Annotated in this window: 19 protein-coding genes; 15 read left to right on the top strand and 4 right to left on the bottom strand. The window is 68.1% G+C overall.

From position 1 onward, the window contains the following. Nucleotides 1-14 precede the first annotated feature (14 nt). Nucleotides 15-866: a DUF3108 domain-containing protein gene (locus tag AB8810_RS07615; RefSeq protein ID WP_179566223.1), complete on the top strand. Its 852-nt coding sequence runs from the start codon at nucleotides 15-17 to the stop codon at nucleotides 864-866. Between the two features lie 2 nt (nucleotides 867-868). Further along, nucleotides 869-1,552 carry a DUF3108 domain-containing protein gene (locus AB8810_RS07610; RefSeq protein ID WP_369916051.1) on the top strand — a complete coding sequence of 228 codons (684 nt, stop codon included), beginning with the start codon at nucleotides 869-871 and terminating at the stop codon, nucleotides 1,550-1,552. 175 nt (nucleotides 1,553-1,727) lie between these two features. Here the strand turns inward: AB8810_RS07610 and AB8810_RS07605 are convergent, their stop codons facing one another. From AB8810_RS07605 to AB8810_RS07590, 4 genes are all read right to left on the bottom strand, one after another. Then, nucleotides 1,728-4,658 (bottom strand): TonB-dependent receptor plug domain-containing protein, encoded by a 2,931-nt coding sequence (locus AB8810_RS07605; protein WP_369916049.1) that lies wholly within the window; start codon nucleotides 4,656-4,658, stop codon nucleotides 1,728-1,730. Between the two features lie 586 nt (nucleotides 4,659-5,244). Next, a complete protein-coding gene (locus AB8810_RS07600) occupies nucleotides 5,245-5,556 on the bottom strand; it encodes an EF-hand domain-containing protein (protein ID WP_179566229.1) in 312 nt (103 codons plus the stop codon). Next, nucleotides 5,553-6,827: a UDP-N-acetylglucosamine 1-carboxyvinyltransferase gene (gene murA, locus AB8810_RS07595; RefSeq protein WP_206257933.1), complete on the bottom strand. Its 1,275-nt coding sequence runs from the start codon at nucleotides 6,825-6,827 to the stop codon at nucleotides 5,553-5,555. The genes AB8810_RS07600 and murA overlap by 4 nt, the downstream gene beginning before the upstream one ends. Before the next feature lie 44 nt (nucleotides 6,828-6,871). Next, complete coding sequence (locus AB8810_RS07590) at nucleotides 6,872-7,102, bottom strand: BolA family protein (protein WP_003478139.1); 231 nt, start codon at nucleotides 7,100-7,102, stop codon at nucleotides 6,872-6,874. Between the two features lie 52 nt (nucleotides 7,103-7,154). Here AB8810_RS07590 and AB8810_RS07585 point away from each other — a divergent pair, with 52 nt between their 5' ends. The 13 genes from AB8810_RS07585 to ptsP all read left to right on the top strand — a co-directional run bounded on the left by AB8810_RS07585 (nucleotide 7,155) and on the right by ptsP (nucleotide 17,382). After that, nucleotides 7,155-8,156, top strand: coding sequence for a KpsF/GutQ family sugar-phosphate isomerase (locus tag AB8810_RS07585; RefSeq protein WP_179566231.1), 1,002 nt, complete (start codon nucleotides 7,155-7,157; stop codon nucleotides 8,154-8,156). Between the two features lie 91 nt (nucleotides 8,157-8,247). Continuing rightward, entirely contained in the window at nucleotides 8,248-8,796 is a 549-nt protein-coding gene (locus AB8810_RS07580; RefSeq protein WP_179566232.1) for an HAD family hydrolase, read from the top strand. Further along, nucleotides 8,793-9,359 (top strand): LPS export ABC transporter periplasmic protein LptC, encoded by a 567-nt coding sequence (gene lptC / locus AB8810_RS07575; RefSeq protein WP_191825747.1) that lies wholly within the window; start codon nucleotides 8,793-8,795, stop codon nucleotides 9,357-9,359. The genes AB8810_RS07580 and lptC overlap by 4 nt, the downstream gene beginning before the upstream one ends. Next, entirely contained in the window at nucleotides 9,337-9,924 is a 588-nt protein-coding gene (gene lptA, locus AB8810_RS07570; RefSeq protein WP_369916045.1) for a lipopolysaccharide transport periplasmic protein LptA, read from the top strand. The genes lptC and lptA overlap by 23 nt, the downstream gene beginning before the upstream one ends. Then, complete coding sequence (lptB, locus tag AB8810_RS07565) at nucleotides 9,924-10,643, top strand: LPS export ABC transporter ATP-binding protein (RefSeq protein WP_191825749.1); 720 nt, start codon at nucleotides 9,924-9,926, stop codon at nucleotides 10,641-10,643. The genes lptA and lptB overlap by 1 nt, the downstream gene beginning before the upstream one ends. Before the next feature lie 43 nt (nucleotides 10,644-10,686). Beyond that, on the top strand, nucleotides 10,687-12,135 hold the full coding sequence (locus AB8810_RS07560; RefSeq protein ID WP_369916042.1) for an RNA polymerase factor sigma-54: 1,449 nt from the start codon (nucleotides 10,687-10,689) through the stop codon (nucleotides 12,133-12,135). Between the two features lie 58 nt (nucleotides 12,136-12,193). Beyond that, a complete protein-coding gene (gene hpf, locus AB8810_RS07555) occupies nucleotides 12,194-12,511 on the top strand; it encodes a ribosome hibernation-promoting factor, HPF/YfiA family (protein WP_003478125.1) in 318 nt (105 codons plus the stop codon). Between the two features lie 22 nt (nucleotides 12,512-12,533). Next, nucleotides 12,534-12,989 (top strand): PTS sugar transporter subunit IIA, encoded by a 456-nt coding sequence (locus AB8810_RS07550; protein ID WP_179566238.1) that lies wholly within the window; start codon nucleotides 12,534-12,536, stop codon nucleotides 12,987-12,989. Nucleotides 12,990-12,991: 2 nt separating this feature from the next. After that, nucleotides 12,992-13,942 (top strand): HPr(Ser) kinase/phosphatase, encoded by a 951-nt coding sequence (hprK, locus tag AB8810_RS07545; RefSeq protein ID WP_179567931.1) that lies wholly within the window; start codon nucleotides 12,992-12,994, stop codon nucleotides 13,940-13,942. Continuing rightward, nucleotides 13,939-14,817: an RNase adapter RapZ gene (gene rapZ, locus AB8810_RS07540; RefSeq protein WP_179566240.1), complete on the top strand. Its 879-nt coding sequence runs from the start codon at nucleotides 13,939-13,941 to the stop codon at nucleotides 14,815-14,817. Before hprK ends, rapZ begins: the two co-directional genes overlap by 4 nt. Nucleotides 14,818-14,962: 145 nt before the next feature. Further along, a complete protein-coding gene (locus tag AB8810_RS07535) occupies nucleotides 14,963-15,355 on the top strand; it encodes a PTS sugar transporter subunit IIA (RefSeq protein ID WP_179566242.1) in 393 nt (130 codons plus the stop codon). Beyond that, complete coding sequence (locus tag AB8810_RS07530) at nucleotides 15,348-15,617, top strand: HPr family phosphocarrier protein (RefSeq protein ID WP_009591660.1); 270 nt, start codon at nucleotides 15,348-15,350, stop codon at nucleotides 15,615-15,617. The genes AB8810_RS07535 and AB8810_RS07530 overlap by 8 nt, the downstream gene beginning before the upstream one ends. Before the next feature lie 58 nt (nucleotides 15,618-15,675). After that, nucleotides 15,676-17,382, top strand: a complete 1,707-nt coding sequence (ptsP, locus tag AB8810_RS07525) for a phosphoenolpyruvate--protein phosphotransferase (protein ID WP_179566244.1) — start codon at nucleotides 15,676-15,678, stop codon at nucleotides 17,380-17,382. The last annotated feature ends 181 nt before the right edge of the window (nucleotides 17,383-17,563 follow it).

Here is a 17,563-nt window from a genome sequence, read left to right as displayed (position 1 = left end):
CTCGCAGCCATCCCATGAAGCTCCTTCCGCGTCAGTTCGCTGTTCTCGCCGTGGCCAGCCTCGGCCTGCTGGCGCCAGCCGTCGGCGTGCTCGCGCAGGCGCCGCCGCCTGCGCCATCTGCACCGGCATCGGCCCAGGCCGCACCGGCCACGGCCGCCGCACCCGGCGCGCCTGCCGCGGCGGCGCCGGGCCTGCCGGCCGAAGCCTGGACGCCGCCGCCGCTGCAGCCGTTCGTGGCCACCTACCAGGCGCTGTACAAGGGCAAGCAGGCCGGCGACGCGCGCATGGAAGTCAGCCACGGCAATGGCGACGAATGGCGCGTGGACCTGGGCGTGCAGGGCCGCAGCGGCTTCGCCAGCATCCTCGGCCTGAACATCGAGCAGAGCACGGTGTTCCGCACCCAGGACGGGCGCTACGTGCCGCAGAGCCAGAGCACGGTGAAGAAGGCGATGTTCTTCGGCAAGAAGGTCACCGGCGTCTACGACTGGAGCAAGGGCGTGGCGCGCTGGGACGGCGACCTGAAGAAGGACCGGCAGCAGCCGATCCCGCTGCAGCCCGGCGACCAGAGCGCGCTGCTGATCAACCTGTCGATCATGCGCGACGCGCAGCCGGGCAAGACCATGACCTACCGCTTCGTCGATGTCGGCCGGGTGCGCGAACACATCTACCACGCCGCCGAGCAGACCGAGACGGTGCAGGTCGGCGACATCAGCTACGACGCGCTGCGCGTGTCGCGCACCAACGGCGGCAAGAATGAGACCATTCTGTGGATCGCCAACGGCGTGCCGACGCCGGTGCGCATCCTGCAGCGCGAAGACGGCGAAGACCGCATCGACCTGCGCCTGACCGAATACCAAGGAGTCTGACCATGACACGCATCGCCCGCCCGCTGTCCGCCGTCGCCGCCGCCCTGCTGGCGCTGGCCAGCCTGCCCGCCCTGGCGCTGGAGCCGTTCAAGGCGGACTACCAGGCCAGCTACATGGGCATGCAGGCCAACGGCTTGATGACCCTGGCCAGCGAAGGCAACAACCGCTGGCGCTACAGCCTGTCGATCAAGAACCAGGTCGCCGACCTGAGCCAGAGCACCGTGTTCGAGGAAAAGGGCGGGCAACTGCGCCCGCTCAGCAGCGACGACCGCTCGCTGTTCCTGATCAAGAAGAAGGCGGTGACCGCCAACTACGACTGGAACACCGCGCAGGCGACCTGGGCCGGCGACATCAAGCCCGACCGCCGCGGCCCGGTGAAGCTGCAGCCCGGCGACATGGACGCGCTGCTGATCAACCTGGCGATCGCGCGCGACGTCAACGCCGGCAAGACCCCCAGCTACCGCATGGTCGACGAGGGCCGCGCCAAGCCGATGACCTACAAGGTGGCCGGCAAGGAAGCGATCACCGTCAACGGCAAGAGCGAGCAGGCGACCAAGGTCAGCCGCAGCGACGGCTCCAAGGAAATCATCGCCTGGATCGTGCCGGACATGCCGGTGCCGGTACGCATCCTGCAGCGCGAGAACGGCCAGGACGCACTGGACCTGACCATCAAGACGCTGCACTGATCCGCGCAAGGGCGGCGCGGCTCGTCCACGGCGCGGACCGCCAGATCTTCCGCGCCGTGCACGCCGGCAACGCCCTTCCGCATAAAAGAAACCCCGGCCGAGACCGGGGTTCTTTTTTAGCCGATGGCGGACGCCAGGGTCCGCCGACCGTGCGTTCGGGCACGGCGCCGGCGCATCACCATTCATACATCAGCTGCAGACGCGCATAGCGCGGCGTCTGGTAGTACTGACCGAGCTTGTAGTACTCGTAGTAGCTGGTACCGGACGAGCTCACGGTCTCGTAGGCCTGATACACCTGCAGCGGCTTGACGTTGTTGAAGACGTTCAACAGCGAGAGCTGTGCCGTCAGGCCCTTGATCGCGGCAGGCTTGTAGACCAGATTCGGACTGGCGTTGAAGGTCCACGGCGTGCGCCCCTGCGTTCCCTGGGTGCTGATCTCGCCGTTGCACACGTGCCACTGCGCTCCATAGCCGTAGTAGGTATCCAAGGTGCCGTAGCCACCGCCGTAGCAGCTGATCGGAGCGCCCGACTGCACCTGCAGGGACAGGCCGACCTGCCATTCCGGTGAGAACTTGTAGGCGCCATAGAGCTTCAGCGTGTGCATGTGGTCGTTGGGAAGGAAGCCATACGCGCCTTGCATGATCTGCGCGAAATCGAAATCCGCCGTGGTTCCGGTATCCGACTGGCCGTTGTTGGATTTGACCAGGCCCTCGTAGTTGCCCTTGCTCTGCGACCACGTGTAATTGACGTTGGCATACCAGGTGTCGGTGGACTTCTCCGCGCTCAGGGTCAACGCCTTGTAGGTGCGCCGGGCCTTGGAACCGAGCGAATCGGCGGACATGGTGATGGTGTCGAGCTTGCCGTCGCCATCGACGTCGACACTGACGGTGGAAGAGCTTCCGGGATTGTAGAGCCAGCAACCCGAAGCGCCTTCCGGCGCAGTCCACTCGTCCCATGCCGAGGTGTCGTAGCCGGCGGAAGTGGCCGCGTTGTAGAGCGACTGGGTCGAACAGGTATCGTCAATGGCGTTGTGGATCTTGCGGTAGGTTCCCTTGATTCCCAGCACCCAGCTGTTGAGGAAATCGTTCTGGGTGTTCAAGGTGTACTGGTAACCGAGGATCGCCTCGTCCTGGGTATACGGCTTGAGGTTCTTGCTGGTCACGCTTGTCGCATTGGGCGAGGTGCCGTTCTCGCCGTTGTAGTAGTAGGTGTCGCCGATCTGCGAGGCATTGAGCGGCACGCCGGTCGAACTGACGCCGCTGTAGCTGTACAGCGTCTCCGAGTAGACCGAGGCGCTGGCCGCGCGCAACGCGACGTTCGCGGCGATCGGCAGGGCGTAGCGTCCCAGGTTGCCGAACAGACGCGACGCGCCGTCGCCGTTCACGTCCCAGGAAAAGCCCAGGCGCGGCTGCCAGATGTTGTCCTGCTTGACGAACACGTCGCCGGCGGTGTTGTAGTTCTTGAAGCCGTCGTTGCGGATGCCCAAGGACAGCAGGAAATTGCTGGTGACATGCCACTTGTCCTGCACGTACCACGAATTCTGCTTCACCTCGACGGTGCCGCCGGTCTTGTAGACGTAGTCGTAGACGTAGTTGTCGTTGTAATAGTAGTAGTAGTGGCCGCCGGAATACGAAGTGCCCTGGCGAGCGGTGAAGTCGTTGTAGTCGTAGCCGAAGGACAGATCGTGGTTGCCCAGCGTCCACTGGAAATCGAGCCGGGTGTCCTCGCGCTGGCTGTAGCCATTGCTGATGCCCAGCGTCGAACTGGCGTAGCAGCTGTTTTCGGCACCGGTATAGCGCGACGCATAGAAGGTGACCGGGCAGCCGGAGCTGCCGGTGGAATTCACATCGCCGTCGTAGGTCGTCGTCGTGCCGTCTGGGCTTCTTGTGTATTGCTCGCTGACGGTCTTCATCTTGCCGTATTGCAGCGACGCGGTCAGATTGTCGGTCAGGTTGCTGGTCCACTTGAAGACCGTGGTGGGACCACCGCTCTTGGACACGAGCCGGCCGTTGTAAGTGGTCCGGGTCACCTCGTCGCCGCTGAACGAGGTCTTGAAATAGTCGTAGCTGGTCCGGCTGCTGTCGTCGAAGCCGGTGAATTCCAGATGGTTGCGATCGTTCGGGAACCAGTCCAGCTTGACCAGCTTGTACGGCTTGCTGGTGTTGTAGTCGTAGCTGGTGCTGCTGGTGCTGGTGGACGCGGTGCGTCCGTTCCAGACGCTGCCGGTGTTGCGCTGAAACTGTCCGATCACGAACACGAACAGCTTGTCCTGGATCAGCGGACCGCCTTCCCAGAGCGAGTAGGTATTGGAGTTGGTGGTGTTGTTGCTTTGCGGGCGGTACAGGCTGCCGCTGCGGAAATACTCGTCGTCCAGGTGCGCGCGCAACGCGTCCGGCGCCGAATCGATGCTCACCCCGCCGTGCCACTCGTTGGTGCCGCGCTTGATGTTGACGCTGGTGACGCCGCCAGTGGAAAAGCCGTACTCGGCGCCATAGCCGCCGGTCTGCACGTCGAGCTGGTCGATCGCCTGCCACGGCACCTCGCTGAAGGACAGGCTGTCGTAGGAGTCGGTGATGTTCATGCCGTTGACGTAGTACGCGTTCTCGGCCACCGACGCGCCACCGAACGAATTCAGGTTGCCGAAATAGCCGCTGCCCTGCGAGGTGCCTGGGGTCATGCGGGCGACGCTGCTCACGTCCCGCGGCAACGGCAGTTCGTTCAACTGTGCGGCATTGAAGGTGCTGCGCGATTCGACGCTGCTGGTGTCGATGCCGTTGACCACGATCGGCGCCTTGACCGTGACGGCGCGCAACGACTTGGTCGCCGGCTCGCCGAAATCGACCGTCACCGTCTTGCCGGCCACGACCATCACGTTGCGCGTGGCGACAACATTGCCGTTTTCGATGAGACTGACATCGTAGCTGCCGCTCGGCAGCGCGGGGATGCGGAACTTGCCTTCCGCGCCCAACGCGACGACGCGGGCTGTCCCGCTATCCAGGCTCTTGATCTGGATCTGCACGCCTTGCACATAGGCCGCGCTGCCGGCGATGTCGCCGGCGGTACTCTGCGCCAGCGCAGTGCCCTGCACCAGGCACAGGCCGAGCATCGTGGCTATTACGGTAGGTTTGAACGAGTGGCGTGAACGTGTCTGGCTCATGAGGGCGGGTTCTTGCAGGACGAGGCGTTGGGGCCTTCCGCGGCACGCGCGGCGAGAGACGCGCACGTGGGCGGAAGACGGAGTCGCCGTTGCGCAGGCTCTTAACGAAATTCCTACGAAGGCTTGACCCGCATTTACGCATCGGGGTTGCGCCGGACGTTTACCGGGCATCGCCGCCGCTTCACGCGATCACGACGTTCAGGCAAGAACCACGACATTGCGGACACGCTTTGCCCGCGCGCTGCGCCGAAAACGCCTGTCCACCAGAATTTCAGTCGTTGCGGTCACCGATACAAACGGCGCCACGCATGAACGACGGGCTGCAAATCAGCGCACCGTTCTTCATAAAACATTCATATGCGCGATGTGGCGCACCCGGAGCGGCTGCGTGCGCAGCTTCCACGCCATCCGGCGCGGCCGTCCCGATGCCGCCATCCAGGCGCAAGACGCGCCGCATGCGAAGCGCCGGGCGTTGCGTCGTGGCAACGCCCGGCCTTGTCGCGGCCGCGATCGACGGCGGGGCCGTGGCCGCCGACTACTTGGCGTGGTTGGCCGGCGCGAACGTGGTGCGGCAGTCCACGCGGATCTGCGCGCCGCTGTCGCGCCAGTAGAAGGTGCTGCACTGGCGCGGGCCGTCCTGGGTGCGGGTCACGCCGACCGCGTAGAACGCCTGCGCGATCTCGCTGCGGCTGACCTGGCCGTCGCCGTTCCAGTCCATGTCGCGCTGTTCGATGCCCTGGGTGATGGCGATGCCCGCATACCAGGCGTAACCGACCCAGGCCAGCACCAGGATCACCACCGCCAGCAGCACCTTGCGCCGGCGGGTGAAGCGGCCCTTGAGGATCATGCGATGCGCCGGATGGACGCGCCCAGCGCCCCCAGCTTCTCCTCGATGTTCTCGTAGCCACGGTCCAGGTGGTAGATGCGGTCGATGGTGGTGTCGCCGTCGGCGACCAGCCCGGCCAGGATCAGCGAGGCCGAGGCGCGCAGATCGGTGGCCATCACCGGCGCGCCGCTGAGCCGCTCGTTGCCGCGCACGATCGCGGTATGGCCTTCGACCTGGATGTCCGCGCCCAGGCGCAGCAGTTCGTTGACGTGCATGAAACGGTTCTCGAAGATCGTCTCGTTGATCACGCCGACGCCGTCGGCCACGCAGTTGAGCGCCATGAATTGCGCCTGCATGTCGGTCGGGAACGCCGGGTACGGCGCGGTGGTCAGGCTGACCGCGCGCGGGCGCTTGCCGTGCATGTCCAGGCGGATCCAGTCCGGCCCGCTCTCGATGGTGGCGCCGGCCTCGCTCAGCTTGTCGAGCACAGCGTCGAGCGTGTCGGCGCGCGCGCGGCGCACGGTGACGCTGCCGCCGGTCATCGCCGCGGCGACCAGGAAAGTGCCGGTCTCGATGCGGTCGGGCAGCACCGCGTGGCGGCCGCCGGACAGGCGCTCCACGCCCTGCACCACGATGCGCGAGGTGCCGGCGCCTTCGATCCTGGCGCCGAGTGCGATCAGGCAGTCGGCCAGGTCGGTGACTTCCGGTTCCATCGCCGCGTTCTCCAGCACCGTGGTGCCGTCGGCCAGGGTCGCGGCCATCAGCACGTTCTCGGTGCCGGTGACGCTGACCATGTCGAACACGTAGCGGCCGCCCTTCAAGCGGCCGTTGCTGGTCGCCTTGATGTAGCCGTTCTCGACGCTGATCTCCGCGCCCAGCGCCTGCAGGCCCTTGATGTGCTGGTCCACCGGCCGCGAGCCGATCGCGCAGCCGCCGGGCAGCGACACTTCGGCCGCGCCGAACTTGGCCAGCAGCGGGCCCAGCACCAGGATCGAGGCGCGCATGGTGCGCACCAGCTCGTACGGCGCGACGTGCTGGTCGACCTTGCGCGGATCGACGGTGATCGCGCTGCCGCGCGCCAGGGTGCCTTCGTCGATGGTGACTTCGGCGCCCAGTTCGCCGAGCAGCTTCACCGTGGTGATCACGTCGTGCAGTTGCGGCACGTTGGTGATCTCCACCGGCGCATCGGCCAGCAGGGTCGCGCACAGGATCGGCAGCACCGCGTTCTTGGCGCCGGAAATGTTCACTTCACCGTGCAGCGGGTTGCCGCCGGTCACTACGATTTTGGCCATGGGTCTCGGGGGATTCGAAAAGAAGAAACGGAACGGAACGCGGCTCAGCCGGCCTGCTCGGGGGTCAGCGTGGTCAGCGCCAGCGCATGGATCGCCCCGCCCATCAGCTCGCCCAGCGTCGCGTAGACCATGCGGTGGCGGGCCAGCGGCAGCTTGCCGGCGAACGCGGCGCTGACCACGGTGGCCTCGAAGTGCACGCCGTCGTCGCCCTGCACCTGCACGCGCGCGCCGGGCAGGCCGGCCTCGATCAGTTTACGGATGGTTTCGGCGTCCAACGGGCTTTCCTAATAAAATGATTGGCCATTCTACCCTCCGACCGGCATCCGCATGGCTGTATCGCCCCTGTCCCCCGCCGCGATCGACGACGCCAGCCTGGTCGCCAGCGGCCGCCGCGTGGTCGAGATCGAGCAGGCTGCGCTGGGCGCGGTCGGCGCGCGCATCGGCGCCGAGTTCGCCGCCGCCTGCCGGCTGATCCTGGCCTCGCGCGGGCGCGTGGTCGCCACCGGCATGGGCAAGTCCGGGCATGTGGCGCGCAAGATCGCCGCTACCCTCGCCTCCACCGGCACCCCGGCGTTCTACGTGCATCCGGGCGAGGCCGGGCACGGCGACCTGGGCATGATCACCGATGCCGACGTGGTCCTGGCGCTGTCCTACTCCGGCGAATCCGACGAGATCCTGATGCTGCTGCCGGTGCTCAAGCGCCAGGGCAACGCGGTGATCGCGATGACCGGCCGCGCCCAGTCCACGCTGGCCCGCGAGGCCGACCTGCACCTGGACGTCAGCGTGCCGGCCGAGGCCTGCCCGCTGGACCTGGCGCCGACCTCCAGCACCACCGCCTCGCTGGCGCTGGGCGATGCGCTGGCGGTGGCGCTGCTGGACGCGCGCGGCTTCACCGCCGACGATTTCGCCCGCTCGCACCCGGCCGGCAGCCTGGGCCGGCGCCTGCTGCTGCACATCACCGACGTGATGCACGGCGGCGACGACCTGCCGCGGGTGCGCGAGGACGCCAGCCTCAGCGAAGCGCTGGTGGAGATGAGCCGCAAGCGCCTGGGCATGACCGCGGTGGTCGATGGCGACGGGCGCCTGCTCGGCCTGTTCACCGACGGCGACCTGCGCCGCACCCTGGACAGCGCGCTGGACGTGCGCCAGACCCGCATCGCCGACGTGATGACACGGCAGCCGCGCACGATCGGCGCCGACCAGCTCGCCGCCGAGGCCGCACGGCTGATGGAAACCCATAAGATCAACGGCTTGATCGTGGTCGACGGCGACGGCCGCGCGGTCGGCGCGCTCAACATTCACGACCTGTTGCGCGCCAGAGTGGTTTAACAGCCTGAACTTGTTCACCGCCCGCCGGCGCCCTGCGCCGCTGGCCCTGGCCTGCTGGAAAGCCGGCCTTCCCGCCCCGATATAGCGAACCATGCCCTATTCCCCGCTGGCCGACCTTCCCGCCGACCTGATCGACCGCGCCGCCCGGATCCGCCTGGCGTGCTTCGACGTGGACGGCACGCTGACCGACGGCCGCCTGTACTACGACCGCGACGGCAACGAGAGCAAGGCGTTCAACGTGCTCGATGGCCAGGGCCTGGTGCAGTTGCGCCGGCACGGCATCGAGGTGGCGCTGATCACCGCGCGGCCCAGCCTGGCCGCGGAGAAGCGCGGCCAGGAACTGGGCCTGCTGGTGCAGATCGGGGTCAAGGACAAGCGCGCCGGGGTGCAGGCGCTGTGCGACGAGCGCGGGCTGAGCCTGGAGCAGGTGTGCTTCATGGGCGACGACCTGCCGGATCTGGCGCCGCTGCGCGTGGTCGGGCTGGCGGTGGCCCCCGCCAATGCGCATCCGTGGACCGCCGAGCACGTGCACTGGCTGACCCGCGCCCGCGGCGGCGAAGGCGCCGCGCGCGAGCTGTGCGACGTGCTGCTGGCCGCGCAAGGCCACGTCCCCTCCCTGCTGCAGGAGCATGGCGCATGAGCTGGCGCACCGTTCTCGGCGGCCTGTTGCTGGTCGCCGCCGTGGTCAGCGGCTGGTCGGCCTGGCACCAGCGCAGCAAGCGGGTGCCGACGAGCGACGCCGAGGCCCGCTCGGACTACATCGCGCACGATTTCCAGATCGTCGCGCTGGACAAGCAGGGCAAGGAGTCGATGACCCTGCGCGCGCCGCAGATGGAACGCAGCCGCGCCGACCAGACCATGGCGATCGAAACCCCGCTGTTCCTGATGCCGGACGCCAACGGCCAGCACTGGGAAATGCGCAGCAAGACCGGCTGGGTCAGCGCCGACGGCACCGAACTGCGCCTGCGCGGCGACGTCGCCGGCGACAGCCCCAAGGTGCCCAGCATCCCGCCCACCACCTTCCGTACCCAGAGCCTGGACGTCTTCCCGCAGACCAGCACCGCGCGCACCGCCGAACCGGTCACCATGACCCGGCCCGGTATGATGCAGTCCGGCGTCGGCTTCGAGGTCGACTTGAAGTCCCGGCAGTACAAGCTCCTTTCACAGGTCAAGACCCGCTATGAACCGAACGCTGCCCGCTAAGCTCGCGCTGCTCGCCCTGCTGCTGCCCGCACTGGCGATGGCCAAGTCGTCCGATCGCAATCAGCCGATGGACATCAAGTCCAATGCCAGCGACTGCAACCTGATCGACGACAACGGCAAATGCCACCTTTCGGGCAACGTCGTCATCATCCAGGGCACGCTGGAAGTGCACGCCGACACGGCCGACATCTTCCGCAAGAACGGCGACATCGACCGCGTGCTGCTCAAGGGCAAGCAAGCGACGCTGAAGCAGGAAATGGATGACGGCTCGCCGATGGACGGCGTCGCCGACAACATCGACTACACCATGTCGAACGATACGGTGATCCTCACCGGCAACTACCGCATGACCTCGCCCAAGGGCACCAATGCCGGCCAGCGCATGGTCTACAACACCAAGACCGGCGACATGCAGGGCGGCGGCGACGGCACCCGCGTGCACACGGTGATCCAGCCGAAGAACGCGGCGCCGGCCGACGCCCCTGCCGCTGGCGCCAAGCCGGCCGCAAAGCCCGCCGCGACGCCGGCCAAGCCCACCACCCCGGCCAAGCAAGGAGGCCAGTGATGCTGCTCGCCGAAGGCCTGCGCAAGCGCTACAAGCAGCGCGAGGTCGTGCGCGAGTTCGCCCTGACCCTGGAGGCGGGCGAAGTGGTCGGTCTGCTCGGCCCCAACGGCGCCGGCAAGACCACCTGCTTCTACATGATCGTCGGCCTGGTCGAGGCCGATGCCGGGCGCATCGTGCTCGACGGCAACGACATCACCGCGCTGCCGATGTACAAGCGCGCCAAGCTCGGCGTCGGCTACCTGCCGCAGGAGCCGTCGGTGTTCCGCAAGCTCAGCGTGGCCGACAACATCCGCCTGGTGCTGGAACTGCGCGAGGACCTGGACGACGCCGGCCGCGAGCGCGAACTGTCCTCGCTGCTGGACGAGCTGCAGATCGGCCACGTCGCCGACCAGCTCGGCGCCAGCCTGTCCGGCGGCGAGCGCCGCCGCTGCGAGATCGCCCGCGCGCTGGCCGCCAAGCCGCGGATGATGCTGCTCGACGAACCCTTCGCCGGCGTCGACCCGATCTCGGTCGGCGAAATCCAGCGCATCGTCACCCACCTCAAGCAACGCGGCATCGGCGTGCTCATCACCGACCACAACGTGCGCGAAACCTTGGGAATCTGCGACCGGGCGTATATCCTCAACGAAGGCAGCGTGTTGGCGCAGGGGGCGCCGGAAGCGCTGCTGGCCAATAGCGACGTCCGCCGCGTCTACCTCGGGGAAACCTTCAGGCTCTGACCGCGCGGGCGTTGCGCCACGCCCTTTCCCGTTCGGCACAGGCATGAAAGCACGGCTGCAGACATCGCTGGGACAGCATCTGGTCATGACGCCACAGTTGCGGCAGGCGATCAAGCTGTTGCAGATGTCCAGCGCCGAACTGGAAGTGGAGATCGCCGAGGCGGTGGAGAGCAATCCGCTGCTGGAATGGGCCGAAGACGCCGCACCCACGCTCGATGTGGCCGGCGCCGGCAGCGCCGAAGGCGAAGCCGAGGTCGCGCCGCCGGCCGGCGATACGCTGGACAACGTGCTGCAACACGACGGCGACGACTGGTCCGATGCCGAGCCGGCCTGGAGCAGCGGCGGCGGCGGCTCCTTCGACGACGACGACGACATGGGCAGCGCCGCCGAGCGCGTCGCCGAACCCGACACGCTGATCGATCACCTGCTGTGGCAGTTGCACCTGTCGCACCTGTCGCCGCGCGACCGCAGCATCGGCGCGGCGCTGATCGACGCGCTCGACGACGACGGCTACCTGCGCGAACCGCTGGCCACGATCGCCGAAACCTTGCAGCCGGACATCGTCGCCGAGGAGGAGGAAATCCTCACCGTGCTGCACCAGATCCAGCGCTTCGACCCGGTCGGCATCGCCGCGCGCACGCTGGGCGAATGCCTGAACCTGCAGTTGGACGTGCTGCCCGCGGACACGCCCGGGCTGGAACTGGCGCGCGCCATCGCCAACGGCCCGCTGGAGAAACTGCCGCGCAGCGGCATCGCCGGCATCGCCCACGAACTCAAGCGCCCGGCCTCGGCGGTGGAGACCGCGGTCACGCTGCTGCGCTCGCTGGACCCGCGCCCGGGCAAGCAGGTCGGCGAACTCAGCGCCGACACCTACGTGGTGCCCGACTGCGTGATCTGGCGCCAGCGCGGCGTCTGGCACGCGGCGCTGGCCGGGCACGCGCGGCCCAAGGTCACCATCCACCGCGGCTACGAACAGCTGATCCGCCAGTGCGGCGAAAGCGACGCCGGCTACCTGCGCGGCCAGTTGCAGGAAGCGCGCTGGCTGCTGAAGAGCCTGGAGGCGCGCGGCGAGACCCTGCTCAAGGTGACCCGCTGCCTGCTGCGCCAGCAGGCCGGCTTCCTCGAATTCGGCGAACAGGCGCTGCGCCCGCTGACCCTGCGCGAGATCGCCGGCGAACTGGGCCTGCACGAGAGCACCATCTCCCGCGCCATCGCCCGCAAGTACGTGCGCACCCCGCGCGGCACCATCCCGCTGCGCGCCTTCTTCGCCTCCGGCATCGACACCGACAGCGGCGGCGAAGCCTCCAGCACCGCCATTCAGGCGATGATCCGGCGCCTGATCGAGGCCGAGAACCCGCGCAAGCCGCTTTCTGACGCCAAGCTGGCCGACCTGCTGAAAGGCGCCGGCGTGCCTGTAGCGCGGCGCACGGTTGCGAAGTATCGTGAGGCCATGAACATTTCCGCTTCCCACGAACGCGTCCGCATCGGTTGACGCATCGGCGGCAGGCGGCAATGGTTCATAAGGTGAATCCCGAACCAAGGAGTATCCGATGCGTATCGAGACCTACGGCCAGCAGATCGAAGTCACCCCCGCCTTGCGCGAGTACGTGGAGACCAAGCTGCAGCGGCTGAAGCGGCATTACGAGGAAACCATCGAGGTCCGCGCCCAGCTGGCGCTGCGCAAGCCCGACCACCACGTCGAAGCCACGGTCAACGTTCCCGGCCGCACCCTGCACGCCGATGCCAGCGCGCAGACCATGTACGCGGCGATCGACCTGCTCGCCGACAAGCTCGACCGGCTGATCATCAAGCACAAGGAAAAGAAACAGGACCACCACGCCGCCGAGGTGCGCGACAATATCGTGTGATCCTGCACACGTTGCTCCTGCCATGCCCTTGACCGATCTGATGGCGGCCGTCCGCACCCAGGTGCTGCCGGCCGCCGATCGCGACACCCTGCTGCGTACCGCCGCCGGCCTGCTGGCCTGTCCGCAAGCCGGCTTCGACGAACTCTTCGCCAGCCTGCGCGAGCGCGAACAGCTCGGCAGCACCGCCATCGGCCATGGCATCGCCATCCCGCACGGCCGCGCCCCGCATCTCGACGCCCCGCGTGGCGCGTTGTTGCGGCTGGACCAGCCGATCGACTTCGACGGCCACGGCGCGCAGGTCGACCTGATCTTCGCGATGGCCGTGCCGGCGCACTACACCCACCAACACCTGATGCTGTTGTCGGAACTGGCCGAACAGTTCTCCGACGAGGGCTTCCGCGCCGCGCTGCGCCGCGCCCCCGACGCTGCCGCATTGCACGACCTGCTCGGCGGCGCCCCCCAGGCCAGCGCCGCATGAGCATGAATACCAGCATCACCGCCCGCGAACTGTTCGACCAGCAGCGCGACCGGCTCGGCCTGCGCTGGCTGGGCGGGCAGAAGGGCGAACACCGCGAGCTGGAAGCCGGCAACGCGGTGTCGCGGCGCCCGTCGCTGGCCGGCTACCTCAATACGATCTACCCGAACAAGGTGCAGATCCTCGGCACCGAGGAACTGGCCTGGCTGGATTCGCTGGATTCGCGCCAGCGCTGGGAGACCATCGAGAAGATCGTGCAGGTGCGGCCGCTGGCGCTGGTGATCACCAAGAACCAGTCGTGCCCGGAAGACCTGCGCGCGGCCGCCGACGAATCCGATACGCCGCTGTGGGGCTCGCCCAAGCGCGGCCACGAACTGCTCAACCACCTCTCCTATCATCTGGCGCGCACGCTGGCGCCGCGGGTGATCCTGCACGGGGTGTTCATGGAGATCTACTCGATCGGCGTGCTGATCACCGGCGAGGCCGGCTCCGGCAAGAGCGAGCTGGCGCTGGAACTGCTCAGCCGCGGCCATCGGCTGGTCGCCGACGACGCCCCCGAGTTCACCCAGATCGCGCCCGACGTGCTCGACGGCACCTGCCCGGAACTGCTGCAGGACCTGCTGGAAGTGCGCGGCCTGGGCGTGCTCAACGTGCGCGACATGTTCGGCGACACCGCTGTAAAGAAGAACAAGTATCTTCGCCTGATCGTGCACCTGACCCGGCCCATGACCGAACCGACCCCGCATGGCTACGAGCGCCTGACCGGCGATTCCGGCACCCGCCACGTGCTGGACCTGGACGTGCCGCTGATCACCCTGCCGGTGATGCCCGGGCGCAACCTGGCGGTGCTGACCGAGGCCGCCACCCGCCTGCACATCCTGCGCACCAAGGGCATCGACCCGGCGGCGATGTTCATCGCCCGCCACAGCAACCTGCTCGAACGGCGCACGCCATGAACGCGGTGGCGAACACCTCCACCCTGGTGATCGTCAGCGGCCTGTCCGGCTCCGGCAAATCGGTGGCGCTGAAGACCTTCGAGGACCTGGACTACTACTGCGTCGACAACCTGCCGGTGGAACTGCTGCCCGCCTTCGTCAAGAGCCTGGTGCGCGACGACGTCGGCCCCGGCAAGCTGGCGGTGGGCATCGACGTGCGCAGCCGCCACAGCGACCTGGCGCAGCTGTCGCGGTGGCGCGAGGCGGTGGCGCAGTTCGGCCTGGACGCGCGGCTGTTGTTCTTCGACGCCACCGACGAGGCGCTGATCAAGCGCTACGCCGACACCCGCCGCCGGCACCCGCTGTCGCACCTGGGCCTGTCGCTGCCCGAGGCGATCGAGCGCGAGCGCGCGCTCACCGAACCGCTGCGCCGCGAGGCCGACGCGGTGATCGACACCAGCACGCTCAACGTGCACCAGCTGCGCCGGCGGGTGACCACCGAGTTCGCGCTGACCAACGAGAACAGCCTGTCGCTGCTGTTCGAATCCTTCGCCTACAGGCGCGGGGTGCCGGCCGAAGCCGACTTCGTGTTCGACGCACGGGTGCTGCCCAATCCGCACTGGGATCCGGAACTGCGGCCGCTGACCGGCCGCGACAGCGGCGTGCGCGACTACCTGGACGCACAGCCGGACGTGCAGCGGTACACCGCGCAGATCGTCGACCTGCTCGACACCTGGCTGCCGCGGCTGCGCAACGACACGCGCAGCTACGTCACCATCGCCTTCGGCTGCACCGGCGGCAAGCACCGCTCGGTGTACCTGGCCGAACGCCTGGCCCGCCACGCGCGCGAGCAGGGCTGGCCGGAAGTGGCGACGTTCCATCGCGAGCAGGACTGAAGGGCCGGGATTGGGGATTCGGGATTGGCAAAAGCGGGAGCGGCTGCGGCCGTTGCTCTGGCGTTTGCGAATCCCCAATCCCGAATCCCCACTCCCGGCCTTCCGGCCATTCCCTGCGCCCTGCCCGACCTGTTAACGTTCTCCCATGGCCTGTGGCATTCTCCTGATTACTCATCCCGGTGTGGGCGCGTCGCTGTTGAGCGTGGCCACCGGATTGTTGCGGCAGTTGCCGCTGAAGACCGAAGCGTTCGAAGTCCCGCTCGATGCCGATCTGGATGCGCTGCTGCCGCAGGCGTCGGCGGCGTTGCGGCGGGTCGATGACGGCGACGGCGTGCTGGTCGTGACCGACCTGTACGGCGCCAGCCCGAGCAACCTGGCGACGAAGCTCGCCCGCCTCGGCACGCCGGTGCGGCGCGTCTCGGCGCTGAGCCTGCCGATGCTGCTGCGGATCATGAACTACCCCGAACAGGGGCTGGACCAGTTGCCCGCGACCGCGGCCGCTGGCTCGCGCAATGGAGTGGTGATCGACGATGCTTGAACGCGAACTCATCGTATCCAACCGACTGGGCCTGCATGCGCGCGCGACCGCCAAGCTGGTGCAGACGCTGTCCTCGTTCCGCTGCAACGCCACGCTCGCGGCCAAGGGCCGCGAGGTCAACGCCAAGAGCATCATGGGCGTGATGCTGCTGGCCGCCGCGCAGGGCACGCCGGTGACGGTGCGGGTGGACGGCGCCGACGAAGCCGACGCGCTGGAGGCCGTGGTCGGCCTGTTCGAGCGGCGCTTCGACGAGGACAGCTGAGCATGCGGCGCCGGCCGCCGGCCGCGACCACGCCGCCGCGCCGACGCGGGTGCGCGCGGTGAGCCTGCGCATCGCAGGCCATGGCGCCTCGCGCGGCAACGCGCTGGGCCGCGCGCGCGTGCGCCTGCCGCATGCGCTGGACGTGGCCGAACAACGCATCGGCGCAGCGCAGGTGCCCGAGGAACTGGAACGCCTGCACCTGGCGGTGAACGCCGCGCGCGAGGAAATGCACGGCCTGCGCCAGCGCCTGCATGGCGCCCTGGCCAAGGAGGTCGGCGAGTTCCTCGACCTGCACGCGCTGCTGCTCGACGACCCGGAACTGCTGCACGGCCTGGACGAACTGATCCGCACCGGCCGCTACAGCGCCGACTATGCGTTGCGCCTGCAGCGCGACCGCCTGGCGACCGTGTTCGACGCCATGGAAGACGCCTACCTGAAAAGCCGCATGGACGATCTGGACCATGTGATCGGGCGCATCCACGCGTTCCTGCAGAAGCGCCAGCCCGACAGCGCCGGCCTGGCCGGCGAGATCCTGGTGTGCGAGAACGTGGCGCCGTCGGAACTGGCGCAATTGCAGGCGCAGGGCGTGGTCGGCATCGTCACCAGCGCCGGCAGCGCGCTGTCGCACAGCGCGATCCTGGCGCGCAGCCTGCACCTGCCGCTGGTGGTCGGCGTCGCCGATGCGCTGCAGAAGATCAACGACGGCGACGTGCTGATCGTCGACGGCGTGCAGGGCGCGGTGATCGTCGAGCCCACGCCAGACGACCTGCGCGACTACCGGACCCGCGTGCGCGACCAGGCCAAGCTGCAACGCGGCCTCGGCAAGCTGCGCTCCAAGCCCAGCCGCACCCTGGACGGGGTCGATATCGTGCTGCTGGCCAATGCCGAGTCGCGCGACGACGTGGCCCGCGCGCATGCGCTCGGTGCCGACGGCCTGGGCCTGTACCGCACCGAATTCCTATTCCTGCAGCGCGACGCGCTGCCCGACGAGGAAGAACAGTTCCGCACCTACCGCGACGCGGTGCTCGGCATGAGCGGGCGGCCGGTGACCATCCGCACCCTGGACCTGGGCGCGGACAAGGCCGACCGCACCGGCCTGACCATGAGCAACGAGCAGAACCCGGCACTGGGCCTGCGCGGCGTGCGCCTGTCGCTGGCCCGGCCGAAGGTCTCGGACACGCAGCTGCGCGCGATCCTGCGCGCCTCCGGCTACGGCCCGGTGCGCGTGCTGGTGCCGATGATCAGCGCGCGCGAGGAGATCATGGCGATGCGCCGGCATCTCAAGCGCATCGCCGCACAACTGCGCCGCGAGGGCCACGCCATCGCCGAGCAGGTGCAGATCGGCGCGATGATCGAGGTCCCGGCCGCGGCGATCGCGCTGGACACCTTCATCGACGCCATCGACTTCCTGTCGATCGGCACCAACGACCTGGTGCAATACCTGCTCGCCGCCGACCGCAACAACGAAGCGCTGGGCGAGCTGTATTCGCCGCTGCACCCGGCGGTGCTGCGCCTGATCGCGCAGGTCATCGCCACCGGCCACGCCCACGCCAAGCCGGTGGCGGTGTGCGGCGAGATCGCCGGCGATCCGGCGCTGACCCCGATCCTGCTGGCGCTGGGGCTGCGCGAGTTCAGCCTGCACCCGGCGACGATGCTGGAAGTACGCCGGGTGATCCGCGACACCGACCTGCAGGCGCTGCGCCTGCGCGGCGCCAAGCTGCTGCAGGCGCGCGACCGCAAGGGCATCGAGCGCTGGTTGGCTTGAGAGCCGGGATTGGGGAGTCGGGATTGGGGATTCGCAACAATCAAGAGCGTGCGTGGCCACGTGGCCCCTGCCCCAGCAGCTCCCGCGCTTTCAGGCCCATCGTCTTTGGAACGCCGGGATTCCGGATCTGCAACTGCGTCCTGTGCAGCAGGAGCTTCAGCTCCGATGCTCTACCGGTGAG

Source organism: Xanthomonas sp. NCPPB 3005, from assembly GCF_041228095.2.
Lineage (GTDB): Bacteria > Pseudomonadota > Gammaproteobacteria > Xanthomonadales > Xanthomonadaceae > Xanthomonas_A > Xanthomonas_A bonasiae.
The sequence above is the reverse complement of the archived record's forward strand: the minus strand, read 5'-3'. Positions and strand labels throughout refer to the sequence as shown.

Coding starts and splice junctions, on each gene's coding strand:
- AB8810_RS07615 (WP_179566223.1), top strand. CDS start 15: ATGAAGCTCCTTCCGCGTCAGTTCGCTGTTCTCGCCGTGGCCAGCCTC.
- AB8810_RS07610 (WP_369916051.1), top strand. CDS start 869: ATGACACGCATCGCCCGCCCGCTGTCCGCCGTCGCCGCCGCCCTGCTG.
- AB8810_RS07605 (WP_369916049.1), bottom strand. CDS start 4,658: ATGCTCGGCCTGTGCCTGGTGCAGGGCACTGCGCTGGCGCAGAGTACC.
- AB8810_RS07600 (WP_179566229.1), bottom strand. CDS start 5,556: ATGATCCTCAAGGGCCGCTTCACCCGCCGGCGCAAGGTGCTGCTGGCG.
- murA (WP_206257933.1), bottom strand. CDS start 6,827: ATGGCCAAAATCGTAGTGACCGGCGGCAACCCGCTGCACGGTGAAGTG.
- AB8810_RS07585 (WP_179566231.1), top strand. CDS start 7,155: ATGGCTGTATCGCCCCTGTCCCCCGCCGCGATCGACGACGCCAGCCTG.
- AB8810_RS07580 (WP_179566232.1), top strand. CDS start 8,248: ATGCCCTATTCCCCGCTGGCCGACCTTCCCGCCGACCTGATCGACCGC.
- lptC (WP_191825747.1), top strand. CDS start 8,793: ATGAGCTGGCGCACCGTTCTCGGCGGCCTGTTGCTGGTCGCCGCCGTG.
- lptA (WP_369916045.1), top strand. CDS start 9,337: ATGAACCGAACGCTGCCCGCTAAGCTCGCGCTGCTCGCCCTGCTGCTG.
- lptB (WP_191825749.1), top strand. CDS start 9,924: ATGCTGCTCGCCGAAGGCCTGCGCAAGCGCTACAAGCAGCGCGAGGTC.
- AB8810_RS07560 (WP_369916042.1), top strand. CDS start 10,687: ATGAAAGCACGGCTGCAGACATCGCTGGGACAGCATCTGGTCATGACG.
- hpf (WP_003478125.1), top strand. CDS start 12,194: ATGCGTATCGAGACCTACGGCCAGCAGATCGAAGTCACCCCCGCCTTG.
- AB8810_RS07550 (WP_179566238.1), top strand. CDS start 12,534: ATGCCCTTGACCGATCTGATGGCGGCCGTCCGCACCCAGGTGCTGCCG.
- hprK (WP_179567931.1), top strand. CDS start 12,992: ATGAATACCAGCATCACCGCCCGCGAACTGTTCGACCAGCAGCGCGAC.
- rapZ (WP_179566240.1), top strand. CDS start 13,939: ATGAACGCGGTGGCGAACACCTCCACCCTGGTGATCGTCAGCGGCCTG.
- AB8810_RS07535 (WP_179566242.1), top strand. CDS start 14,963: ATGGCCTGTGGCATTCTCCTGATTACTCATCCCGGTGTGGGCGCGTCG.
- AB8810_RS07530 (WP_009591660.1), top strand. CDS start 15,348: ATGCTTGAACGCGAACTCATCGTATCCAACCGACTGGGCCTGCATGCG.